7 protein-coding genes and 1 pseudogene are annotated in these 11,633 nt (G+C 65.6%); 5 read left to right on the top strand and 3 right to left on the bottom strand.

The genetic code is table 11. The features are described from left to right. Positions 1–67: 67 nt before the first annotated feature. Positions 68–1,429: a cytochrome-c peroxidase gene (locus FUT88_RS24565; RefSeq protein WP_147219096.1), complete on the bottom strand. Its 1,362-nt coding sequence runs from the start codon at positions 1,427–1,429 to the stop codon at positions 68–70. Between the two features lie 274 nt (positions 1,430–1,703). On the opposite strand from FUT88_RS24565, the gene acpA reads away from it, so the two are divergent. Further along, positions 1,704–3,866 (top strand): acid phosphatase, encoded by a 2,163-nt coding sequence (acpA, locus tag FUT88_RS24560; RefSeq protein ID WP_147219094.1) that lies wholly within the window; start codon positions 1,704–1,706, stop codon positions 3,864–3,866. Positions 3,867–3,932: 66 nt separating this feature from the next. Here acpA and FUT88_RS24555 read toward each other — a convergent pair whose 3' ends face one another. After that, complete coding sequence (locus FUT88_RS24555; protein ID WP_147219092.1) at positions 3,933–4,181, bottom strand: dodecin; 249 nt, start codon at positions 4,179–4,181, stop codon at positions 3,933–3,935. Positions 4,182–4,534: 353 nt separating this feature from the next. Between FUT88_RS24555 and FUT88_RS24550 the strand changes: the two genes are divergently transcribed. Further along, positions 4,535–4,813 (top strand): hypothetical protein, encoded by a 279-nt coding sequence (locus FUT88_RS24550; protein WP_147219090.1) that lies wholly within the window; start codon positions 4,535–4,537, stop codon positions 4,811–4,813. Between the two features lie 14 nt (positions 4,814–4,827). Here FUT88_RS24550 and FUT88_RS24545 read toward each other — a convergent pair whose 3' ends face one another. Next, positions 4,828–5,184: a DUF3175 domain-containing protein gene (locus FUT88_RS24545; RefSeq protein WP_147219088.1), complete on the bottom strand. Its 357-nt coding sequence runs from the start codon at positions 5,182–5,184 to the stop codon at positions 4,828–4,830. Positions 5,185–5,336: 152 nt separating this feature from the next. Between FUT88_RS24545 and FUT88_RS24540 the strand changes: the two genes are divergently transcribed. From FUT88_RS24540 to FUT88_RS24530, 3 genes and pseudogenes are all read left to right on the top strand, one after another. Further along, positions 5,337–6,635 (top strand): MFS transporter, encoded by a 1,299-nt coding sequence (locus tag FUT88_RS24540; RefSeq protein ID WP_147219086.1) that lies wholly within the window; start codon positions 5,337–5,339, stop codon positions 6,633–6,635. Positions 6,636–6,774: 139 nt separating this feature from the next. Further along, the gene (locus FUT88_RS24535) at positions 6,775–8,823 is read left to right on the top strand and encodes an ATP-binding protein (protein WP_186829373.1); all 2,049 of its coding nucleotides are present in this window, start codon (positions 6,775–6,777) and stop codon (positions 8,821–8,823) included. A 270-nt stretch (positions 8,824–9,093) separates the two neighbouring features. Next, a pseudogene (locus FUT88_RS24530) lies at positions 9,094–11,522 on the top strand (penicillin acylase family protein). Positions 11,523–11,633: the final 111 nt, after the last annotated feature.

Genomic DNA, 11,633 nt, shown 5'->3' with positions numbered 1-11,633 from the left:
GCGCGGCCTTGCGCGAATCCCCCCGCAAGGTGTTGCAACAAACGGGCCGCGGCAGGCCTCCGGACGTTTAGCGCTGTGCAACGCGGCTGCCGCCTTGAGCGCCGGCCTGCGCCGCGCGCGCGGGGCGGTAGCCGTCAGTGAGCGTCTTGAGGAAGGCAACGATGTCGCGCACGTCGGCCTCGGACAGCACGGGCTTATCGCCCGGCTTGCCCCCGAACGGCGGCTCCATGTTGACGTTGGCGCGGTACTGGGCGGGCAGATCATCGAACTTGTCGACCGTGCCATCCGCCTTGCGCGGATACCACTTCTGCGGTTGCGTGTCGCGCTGGGCGTAGAAGCGCACCGCATCTTCCAGCGAATGGATCGCACCGTTGTGGAAGAACGACTTGCGCAGCGCCACGTTGCGCAGCGACGGCGTGCGGAAGCGGCCGCAATAGTCGGCGCGGTCTTTCAGATCGGTCCGGTCGGGGCCGCAGAGACCGAGGTCGAAGAACTTCGGGTCGGCATTGGCGGCGAGCGCACGGTTGCGGGGCACGCCCACGGCAATGAGGCCGAAATCGGTAAAGGCGGGGAACGCGCCGTCCTGCTTGATGGCGCTCACGTGGCACGACGCGCAGTTGCCCTTGGCCGGATCGGCAAATGCCTGCAGACCGCGCATCTCCTGCGGCGACAGCTTCACCTGTTTGCGCAAGAACGCGTCGTACTTGCTGTCGTACGGATAGAACTCGGACGGCGTCTCCTGGAAGACCTCAAGCACCATCAGTGCCGCGCGGAAGGCGGTGTCTTCGTTGTCGAGGATGTCGTTACCGAATACCTGACGGAATGTCTGCGCGTGGCGGCCATTGCGCAGCTTGGCCACGACGCTGGCCTGCGTGCCGTTGGCCATCTCGTGTGCAGACAACAGCGGGATGCGCGCCTGCTCATGCGTGGACGACACGCGGCCGTCCCACGTGTAGCCGCCGGTCGGGCCCTGGTCTTCGGAGTCGTTGCCGTCGCTCTCGTAAAAGTGTTCCGTGAACGGCGGCACGTTCTGCAGGTAGCGCAGCGACGGCGCGGCGCGCACGCCCGTCCTGTTCATGCCAGTGCCGCCAAGCTGCACCGACAGATCGTTCGGCGGGCCGTAGGCATGCGTGGGGCTGTGGCAGCTTGCACAGGACAGTTTGCCCGAGGCCGACAGGGCCGGGTCGAAGAACAGCGCCTTGCCCAATGCCGTCATCGCGGGCACCGATGGGCGGCGCGTCGCCATCATCGTGTAGAAGGCTTTTTCGTAAGCGGGGGCCGCTACTGGCTTGGCAGCCGGCGCGGATGCCGCCTGCGTCACGGCCGCCTCCCCTCGCCCGCAGTCGCTCAACCCGGCAGCCAGCCCGACAAGCGCAAGCGCGGAAACGACGATCACGCGAAGAGTTGCGGCAGGCAGAGGGCGGCGCATTTGCGATAGGCGAAATGTTGGGAGCCTTGCAACTTAGCATGGGTCCCATGACACTTTGATGTCGTCAAACGCGTGTCACGTCAGCCCTTGGAGAGGTCCCATGGTGGCAAATGTCTTCAAACGTTCGGTGGTGCCCCTGCTCATCCTGATGATGGTCATCACGCTCAACTGGGGCGAAATCGGTTCCACGCCTGCGTTTTCATCATCAACTTGTCACACACGAAGCACAGACTCCGGCTCGCTTTCGTCCCCCACACAACAAACCAGGGAAATCATGAGCCGAGCGCTTCGTCTTTTGCCGCTGACCGCGTTGGTCGCGGCCAGCATGTCTGCCTGTGGTGGCAGCGATTCGAGCAGCAATGCCTCCGCGTCCACCTCGGGCGTCGTGACGGGCAGCTACTTCGAGAATGCCAAGGTCTGTATCGACGCCAACAACAATGGCAAGTGCGATGCCGGTGAAACCAGCACGCGCACCGCCAAGGACGGCACGTACACGCTGTCGGGCACGGGCCCCATCGCCGTTGAAATCGGTACGGACGCGTTCCGCAACGACCCGGACACCGGCGCCCACACGGCCATCACGCAGCCGCTGGTGTTTCGCGCGCCGGCTGGCGCCAACGCCGTCGTCAGCGCCATTTCGACCGAACTGGCCGTGCTGATGGACAGCAACGGCGGCGACCTGAACGCGGCCAAGACGGCGCTCGCCGCCCGCCTTGGCGTGACGGTCGACAAGCTGCTCGACGACCACAACAAGGAAGCCGACGCTGGCATCAAGGCTGCGCTGCAGGCTGAAATCGACCAGGCCATCGATCTGATCGCCGACGCCGTTGTCAATGGCGGCGACATCGGCAAGACCCTGCGCGACGGCGTGGCCAAGCGCGTGGCGCTGGCCAACAACGTCAAGACGATCGTGGTGATCTACGCGGAAAACCGCGGCTTCGACAACCTGTACGGCCTGTTCCCGGGCGCCAACGGCATCCCCGGCGTGAACCCGACTTCGACCGGTACCGCCGTTGCGCAGAAGGACTTCGACGGCTCGGTGCTGCCGACGCTGCCGCCCACGTGGGGTGGCGTGACCGCAGCCGGCCAAAGCGTGCAGATCACGCAGGCGTCCACGGCCAACATGCCGAACCAGATGTTCCAGATCGACAGCGCCTCGGGCTTTGGTAGCACGGGCACGGTGGTCGGCCAGAACGTCATCACGCGCGACCTCTGGCACCGCTTCTATCAAAACCAGATGCAGATCAACGGTGGAAAGAACGACAAGTTCGCCGCCTTTGCCGATGCCGGCGGCCTGACCATGGGCTACTACGACGGCAGCAAGATGGCCATGTGGAACATCGCCAAGCAATACACGCTGGCGGATAACTTCTTCATGGGCGCATTCGGCGGTTCGTTCCTGAACCACCAGTACCTGGTCTGCGCATGTGCACCGATCTACCCGAACGCCGCCACCTCGCCGGCAAAGGGCAGCATCGCCAATGTCAAGACGAATGCAGACGGCAGCCCGGCGCTCATCCCGGCTGCAAGCTCGGTGATGGCTGGTGCGCCGACCTCGTACGCAGGCGCTGCCGACGATGGCAACCCGACGAAGGACGGCAACCTGACGCCATTGGAAAAGGACGGCAGTGCGTATGCAGTCAACACGATGCAGCCGCCGTACCAGCCGTCGGGCAACGCCGTGGCCAGCGGCAACGCGGCCTACGCCGATCCGACCAAGGCCACCACCCTGCCGAAGCAGTCGACCACCAACATCGGTGACTTGCTGACCGCTCGCGGCGTGGACTGGGCCTGGTACGCCGGCGCCTGGAACGCGGCCCTTGCCGACGCTCCGAACGCTACGCGCAGCGTGATCTACAGCGGTTCGATCCAGTTCCAACCGCACCACCAGCCGTTCAACTACTTCAGCCGCTTTGACCCGGCCACGGCCAGCGGCGCTGCTGAGCGTGCGGCCCACCTGCGCGACTACGACGCCGCCTTCCTGCAAGACGCCGCCGCAGGCAAGCTGCCCGCCGTCACGTTCTACAAGCCGCAAGGCAACCTGAACCAGCACCCGGGCTATGCCAACGTGGCTGACGGCGACGCGCACATCGCCAACGTGATTGCCCAGCTGCAGAAGAGCCCGCAGTGGAAGAACATGGTGATCGTCGTGACGTATGACGAAAACGGTGGCTTCTACGACCACGCCACGGTGCCGAAGGCCGATCGCTGGGGCCCGGGCACGCGTATCCCGGCGATCATCGTTTCGCCGTTCGCCAAGAAGGGTTTCGTCGACCACACCCAGTACGACACGGCTTCGGTCCTGCGCCTGATCACGCACCGCTTCGACCTGCCGACGCTGCCGGGTATCAAGCAACGTGACGCCGCGCTCATCTCCAACGGCAACAAGCCGATGGGCGACCTGACCAACGCACTGGACTTCACGCAGGCGCAATAACGCTGCAGCGCAGTCCTCATGAAAAAGGCGGCCGGAGCAATCCTGGCCGCCTTTTTTCTTGACCCGCTATTTGCCCTTCTTCTTGCCGGCGGACTTTTCGCTCTCCAGCGTCTCGAGCCGCATTCCAACCTTGATCGTCACCTGCCAGTGGGCAATCCTGCCGTCGACGAGGTGGCCTCGCGTTTCCAGCACTTCAAACCAGTCCAGATGCTTGAGCGTCTCGCCCGCGCGCGCGATGGCGTTGCGGACCGCCGCATCGCTGGAGTCGGGTGAAGAACCGACCAGCTCGATCATCTTGTAGGTATGGGAACCCATATCGCCTCCTTGTTGGCATGGTTGGAACGTCGGCAGGGGTGCCTGCAAGGCGCGATCTGCATGCGGTGGCTTCGATGCGCGCGCCATGGCACTTACCAGAATGGCACCTGCCCCTCCGCCTTGATAGCCCGGATTTGCACGGGTCCTAAAATGCCTGGCGGTTAATTGCGTTTACAAATCTGACAAATATCGTCAGCGGACCGACGCATGACGTCAAACCCACGCACATGTCGAGCGCCTTCTCACCGTCGACGTGCCACTTTTCGTGCGGCCGCACGGCATTGGCACGCCAAACCGGGCTGGTACGGAACATGCGTTGCAGTGCATACCCGTGTCCCCCAAGAGGAGGCGCCATGCGCCACCCCGAACAAGCCCCCGCCTCATACGCTCCGCTGTCGGCCGTACCGCCCACACCGCCGTCAACACACGAAACCGCGCGACTGGTCGCCGAGACCATTCCCTTCAACCTGGAGCGTGGCGGCAGAAGCATCGAGGCCACCTATTCGACCCGCAACGGCATCGTCACGGTCAAATACCGGGGCAAGACACTGTCTACGTATTCGCCCCAGGGCGACGAGGCCGACTACAAGGCCGTCGCTCGCCAACTGCTCAGCGTCATGCTGACCATCTGAGCCCCGTCCGTTCCTCAATGCCGGACCTTCGCCGTGCCGTGCGCAGGGCGGCCAAATTCGGCACGCAGCGCGTCCTTGGCGCGTTCGAGAATCCGGCGCCGCCCGGCGCTCAGGTTGTGCCCCGCCCGATTGATATAGAACGTCAGCATCGACATGGCCGACTGGAATGCCGTCCCCTTGCGCCGCCGGCTGTGCTCGGCCGATGCCTTGAGCGATGCCGCAATCCGCGCGGGGCTGCGCGACTTGAAGATGTCGGGTTCGAGGTCCAGCGCGTCGCTGGTTTCCATCACATGGTGCGACCAACGGTGGTTCTGCTGCTTGGCCTTCGATTTGGCCGGCACCGGCTTGGACCGGGCGTGATGCGTGGCCATGATGAAATCTCCTGTAACGATGTACCGGCAGTTCCGCAAGCCACGTACCCGGGCGGCCGGCACCACAGGGCGGAGTTCCGTTAGGATGACGGTCGGTTCACGCATTCTTTCCGCCTCCTTCATTGATCGCCGGCTTCCGGCGCACTTCCAACGTGTCTGGCGACGCCGGTCTTTCCCCCGCTTCCTCTTCCGCATCTGCGCAAACGCTGTCACATGCGCCGTTCTCCTACCCCGCCTTCCGGCTGTTCTGGTTCGCCAGGCTGTCCACCACGTTCGCCTACCAGATGTTCGGGGTGGCCGTCGGCTGGCAGATCTACGACCTGACGCGCAGCGCCTATGTCCTGGGGCTGGTCGGGCTGGCGCAGTTTCTGCCGTCGGTGGTGCTGGTGCTGGCCTCCGGCCATATTGCGGACCGCTACGATCGGCGGTACGTCGTACGCGCGTGTCAGGCCATCGAGGCGTTGGTGGCGCTTGCACTGGCCGTCATGGCAGCGAATGGGCATGCCGGCGTGCAGCCCATCTTCCTGTGCGTGGTCGTGATTGGCGCAATGCGCGCGTTCGAGACGCCGACGCTGCAAGCGCTGCTCCCGACGCTCGTGCCGCCGCAGGCATTGCCGCGCGCCGTGGCGCTGTCCAGCTCCGCCGGGCAGACCGGCGTCATCCTGGGGCCGGCGCTGGGCGGTTTTCTGTACGTGGCCGGTGCGCCCGTGGTGTATGCCACGGCAGCCGGGCTCTTTCTGCTCGCACACGTGTTGCTGGCGCTGGTGCGGATGGAGCGTGCGGTGCCGGTCAGCACGCCGGTGAGCCTCGAATCGCTGTTTGCGGGTATCGCGTTCATCAAGAGGCGGCCGGTGGTGCTGGGCGCCATCTCGCTGGACCTGTTTGCCGTGCTGCTGGGCGGTGCGACGGCGCTGCTGCCGATCTATGCGCGCGACATCCTGGGCACGGGCGCGTGGGGGCTGGGGCTGCTGCGCTCGGCGCCGGCGGTTGGGGCGCTGGGCATGGCGCTTTTCCTAGCGCACCGTCCGCTGGATCGGCATGTTGGCCGGGTGATGTTTGCCGCCGTGGCCGTGTTCGGGCTGGCGACGCTGGTGTTCGGGGTGTCGCGCTGGCTGCCGCTGTCGATGCTCGCGCTGGTGCTGCTGGGCGCATCGGACATGATCAGTGTGGTGATCCGCACGTCGCTGGTGCAGCTCGATACGCCCGATGCCATGCGCGGGCGCGTGAGTGCGGTCAATTCCGTGTTCGTGGGCGCGTCCAACCAGTTGGGCGAATTCGAGTCGGGCATGCTGGCCGGATTGTTTGGGCCGGTGGCCTCGGTAGTGATTGGCGGCCTCGGCACGCTGTTGGTGGTGGCCGCCTGGATGCGGCTGTTCCCCGCGCTGACGCAGCGCGACCGCATGCGCGATCCGCTCCCGGGACCAGCGGGACACCCCTCTTCAGGGGGATAAACCCGCCAGGCCGCGCCGCTGCTGGCCTGAGCAAGAATCGGGCGCTGTCTTGCAAGCGTGTCAGCGAAACCCCGATGGCATCGGAGGCGGCCAATTCGTATCCTGAGTCACCTTTGGCTGCCTTGTTCTACGCCCGGTATTGCGCCCGACTGTGACGTCCATCCTGCCCTCTTCATCCCGCCCGTCGGACGCGCGCGCTGCTGACCCTGCCCGGTTGCCGGACCCTGGGCCCTTCAGCACGACCGGGTTCAACGGTGCGCCGGCTATACGTCCGTCAGCATGGCTGGTGGCCATCGGTGCTGCCGTAGTCGGCACGATCGGGCGTTTGCTGCTCGAATCGGCGCTGGGCATCCACCTGCCCTTTTACCTGGCTTTTCCGGTGGTGACGATTGCCGCGTGGTACGGCGGCTTCTGGCCGGGGATCCTGGCGATCGTCTGCTATGCGGGGCTCTTCACGGGACTGGCCGCGCTGCAGAGCTGGCCCGCCGCCGTGCCGCTCACGCCAATCCAGATGACGGTGTTTGGGGTCGGTGCGCTGCTCATCTGCGCCTTGTGCGAGCAGTTGCGCCGCGCCCGCGCGGGAGCAGAACGGCGCGCGCGGGCTGAAACCCAGCAACGCCTGTCGCAGCAACGCCTGCTGGCCGCGCTGCAGGCTTCGCCCATTTCGCTCTACGACGTCGACAACACGATGCACTTCACGTGGGTTCACAACCCCGTGTTCGGCCTGCAGCCCGAACAGCTGCTGGGGCGGACGGTGCGCGAAGTGTTCGGCCGCCGCGCCGCATCGCGCCTGACCGAGGCAGGCCAGCGCGTCATCGCAACCGGCACGCCCACGCGCGTGGAGTTCGCCTTCCGGCGGCGCCACACGCAGCGCGTGGTCTACGACGTGGTGGTCATGCCGCTGCGCGACGACACCGGCGAGATCATCGGCCTGACCAACGCCGTGATCGACATCAGCGAGCGCCGCCAGGCCGAGGCCCGCCGCACGCAGCTGCTCGAAGCCGAATCCCGCGCGCGGGAGGAAGCCGAGCGCGCCAGCCGCCTGAAAGACGACTTCCTGGCGACGGTCAGCCACGAACTGCGCACCCCCCTCAACGCGGTACTGGGCTGGGCCCAGCTGCTGAACATGCGCCCTTACGACGAGGCGATGTTCAAGCGCGGCATTGAAGCCATCGAGCGCAGTGCGCGCACACAGGTTCACCTGATCGACGATCTGCTCGACATGTCGGCCATCCTCTCGGGCAAGGTCCCGCTGGAGATCGGCCCCGTGGACCTGGCCGACGTGCTGGAACGGGCGCGCGAGACCATCGAGCCGATGGCGCGCCAGAAGAACATCACCATCGAGACCGAATTCCTGCCGGTGCCGACGCTGCAAGGCGATGCCGGGCGACTGAAGCAGGTGTTCTGGAACCTGCTGGCCAATGCCGTCAAGTTCACGCCCGAGGGCGGGCACATCCGGCTTTCGGTACATCCGGCGCCCGAAGGCGTGGTCGCTACCGTGCGCGACACGGGCATCGGCATCGAGCCCGCCTTCCTGCCGCATATCTTTGACCGGTTCCAGCAGGCGGATCTGTCCAGCACGCGCCGCCACGGCGGGCTCGGCCTGGGGCTGGCGATTGCCAAGCAACTCGTCGAGCTGCATCACGGCCGCATTACCGCCGCGAGCAGTGGCGCAGACCGTGGCACCACCATGGCCGTGTCGCTGCCGCTGCATGCCGCGCAACCGGGCGAACAGGCCAACCGCACGCCGGGCCTCGTCGCGGGGACGGGCATGCCGACGCTGGACGGCATCCGCGTGCTGGCGGTGGACGACAACCCCGAATCGCTCGGCGTGATCGCACTGATGCTGGAGCGCTATGGCGCCGAGGTTGTCACCGTACCCAGCGGTGCGGCGGCGCTGGATGCCCTGGAGGAAGCGGCGGCCAACGCCTACCCCTTCGACGCGCTGGTGAGCGACCTGGCCATGCCGGGCATGGACGGCATGCAGCTCGTGCGGGCCGTGCGCGAACGCGGTTTGACCGACCTGCCCGCCATCGCCGTGACGGCATTTGCCGACCCGATCCGCCTCAAGGCAGCGAAGGAAGCCGGTTATCAATCCGTCATCACCAAGCCGATCTTCCCGGGCGAGCTGGGTCACGTGCTGGCCGCCAATGTGCATCGCAAGACGGGGCCCGAAACGCTGGCATGACACATCGGCAACCATGCCTTGACGGAATGGTTGACCGAACAAAAGTCATTGGCGTATGTGGCGGCGCATCCGCATACTCGTTGGTCTGTGCCGATCGGTGGGGCATCTCTCCCCTAGCAGTTGCCAGCACCCGCTCAGCCGATCGGCCAGCTTGCCCTTCCCATCAGCCGCGCTCGCGGCTGTCTGCTGCATCCATAAGAACGCCTGAATCCTCCCTGCCCCATCTGGGCTGCGCGGGCATTCCGGGCTCAGAGAGGAGACTGCATCGCCATGCCTATCCGTTCGCTTCCCGTTCTGTTGTCTGCCGTTGCACTCGGCATTTCGACGCAGGCTGCAGCCAAAGACGCGCCCACGACGGCCACGCAGACCATCGCCGTACCCGGCCTGTCAAAGCCCGCCGATATCCTGATCGACCGCTGGGGCGTACCGCACATCTACGCCAAGAGCGAAGACGATGGCTTCTTCGCGCAAGGCTTCAATGCCGCGCGAGACCGTCTCTTCCAGATCGACCTGTGGCGCCGCCGGGGTCTGGGCGAACTGTCGGAAGTGTTCGGCCCGGCCTATGTGGAACAGGATCGCGCCACGCGGCTGTTTCTCTATCGCGGCGACATGCAGGTCGAATGGAACCGCTACAGCCCCGACGCGCAGCGCATTGCCACGCGCTTCGTAGCCGGCATCAACGCGTATGTCGACTGGCTGGCCAGGCATCCGGAGCAGATGCCGTTCGAATTCCGCAAGCTGAATTACGCGCCCGCGCATTGGGCACCGGAAGACGTGGTGCGCATCCGCAGCCACGGCCTGACGCGCAATCTGCAATCGGAAGTTGCACGCGCCAACGTGACCTGCAAGGCCAACCTCGCCGACGACACCGTCCGCTTCGGCCTGCAGCCCGCCTGGCAAACCCAGTTGCCCGAAGGCCTAGACCCATGCCTGCCGAAGGACTTGCTGAAGGTCTTCACGCTCGCCACGCAAGGCGTGAAACTCACGCCGGAATCGCTCAAGGGTGTAGACGTCGACAGCACGCGCGTCGCGGCCGCCGCCAACCTCGAAGAGACGATGGAGGGCAGCAACAACTGGGTGATCGCGCCGGGCAAATCGACCACCGGCCGCGCCGTGATGGCCAACGACCCGCACCGCGCGTATTCGGCACCGAGCCTGCGCTACATCGCCCACGTCAGCACACCCACGCTCGACATCATCGGCGCCGGAGAGCCCTCGCTGCCGGCCGTGTCGATCGGCCATAACGGCCACGTGGCGTTCGGGCTCACCATCTTCAACATCGACCAGGAAGACCTCTACGTCTACGAGCTAAATCCGGCCAACAACAGCGAATACCGCTACAACGGCGGCTGGGAGCCCTTCACCGTGCTGCACGAAACGGTGAAGGTGCGCGGCGGTGACTCCCGCCCCGTCGACCTCACCTTCACGCGCCACGGCCCGGTCATCTACGTCGACGCCGAGAAGCACCGCGCCTACGCGGTGCGCTCCGCGTGGCTGTCGCCGGGCATGTCGCCGTATTTCGGCTCGGTCGGCTACATGCGCGCACGCACCTTCGCGCAGTTCAAGCAGTCAATGATGAACTGGGGCGCCCCCACCGAAAACCAGGTCTATGCCGACACGAAGGGCAACATCGGCTGGGTGCCTGGCGGCCTCGCCCCGATCCGCCCCAACTGGGACGGCCTGCTGCCCGTGCCCGGCGACGGCCGCTTCGAATGGGCCGGCTTCTGGCGCGGCGATCAACTGCCCAGCACCTACAACCCGAAGTCGGGCTACTTCACCTCGTCCAACGAGATGAACCTGCCGCAGGATTACCCATACCGCGAGCGAAAACTCGGCTTCGAGTGGACCAACGGCTCGCGCCACGCACGCATTGACGAAGTGCTGGCCAGGCTGGACAAGGTGTCGATCGAAGATTCGATGCGCCTGCAGAACGACATGGTTTCGATCCCGCGCGCAGGCTGATGGCCCTGCTGGCGCCACTGTCGTCCAACGACGCCGACACACAAGCCGCGCTCAACCTGTTCAAGGGCTGGAACGCGACCATGCTGGCGTATTCGCCGCAGGCCGCGCTGCATGAAGTCTGGTTCACACACCACCTTGGCGGCGCGTTCAAGAATGCCGTGCTGTCCAAAGCCGGCGCCGAGGCAATGGCCGCGCCCGATACCGCCGTCATGCTCGACACGCTGGAGCACCCGCAAGGCAGCGAACGCAAATTCGGCGAAGACCCGCAACAAGCCGCCGCCAAACGCGATGCCGTGCTGCTCGCCAGTCTGAAGAATGCGTGGGCCGATATGGTCAAGCGCCAGGGCCCGAACCCGCAAGCGTGGAACTGGGGCCAACTGCACCACAACCTGAACGCCCATCCGTTCGCCGCCATCGTCGACGAGGCCACGCGCGCCAAGCTCAACGTCGGCCCCACGCCTGAAGGCGGCAGCGCTTACACGCCCAACCAGTCGACGTATCGCGCGAGCGATTTCCTGCAGACCAACGGCCCATCGTTCCGCACGGTGGTCGACGTCGGCAACTGGGACAACTCCCGCGCCGTCAACCTCCCCGGCCAGTCCGGCAACCCCGACAGCCCGCACTACCGCGACCTGGCACCGCTGTGGCTCAAGGGCGAATACTTCCCGCTGCTGTATTCGCGCAAGGCCGTCGAAGCCGCGACCGAGTCGCGCGTGCATCTGGTGCCTGGAAAGTAAGCACACGATGCGCAAGCAAAAACGCCACCGCAAATACGCGGTGCGTTTTTTTCCAACAGCTGAAACATCGACCCTAGCAACCGATCCACGATGGTGTGGCCGTACCCTGCC

Origin of the sequence: Ralstonia sp. TCR112 (assembly GCF_007997035.1) — a bacterium.
Classification (GTDB): Bacteria; Pseudomonadota; Gammaproteobacteria; order Burkholderiales; family Burkholderiaceae; genus Ralstonia; species Ralstonia edaphi.
This window is presented reverse-complemented; position numbering and strand designations above follow the sequence as displayed.

Coding starts and splice junctions, on each gene's coding strand:
- FUT88_RS24565 (WP_147219096.1), bottom strand. CDS start 1,429: ATGCGCCGCCCTCTGCCTGCCGCAACTCTTCGCGTGATCGTCGTTTCC.
- acpA (WP_147219094.1), top strand. CDS start 1,704: ATGAGCCGAGCGCTTCGTCTTTTGCCGCTGACCGCGTTGGTCGCGGCC.
- FUT88_RS24555 (WP_147219092.1), bottom strand. CDS start 4,181: ATGGGTTCCCATACCTACAAGATGATCGAGCTGGTCGGTTCTTCACCC.
- FUT88_RS24550 (WP_147219090.1), top strand. CDS start 4,535: ATGCGCCACCCCGAACAAGCCCCCGCCTCATACGCTCCGCTGTCGGCC.
- FUT88_RS24545 (WP_147219088.1), bottom strand. CDS start 5,184: ATGGCCACGCATCACGCCCGGTCCAAGCCGGTGCCGGCCAAATCGAAG.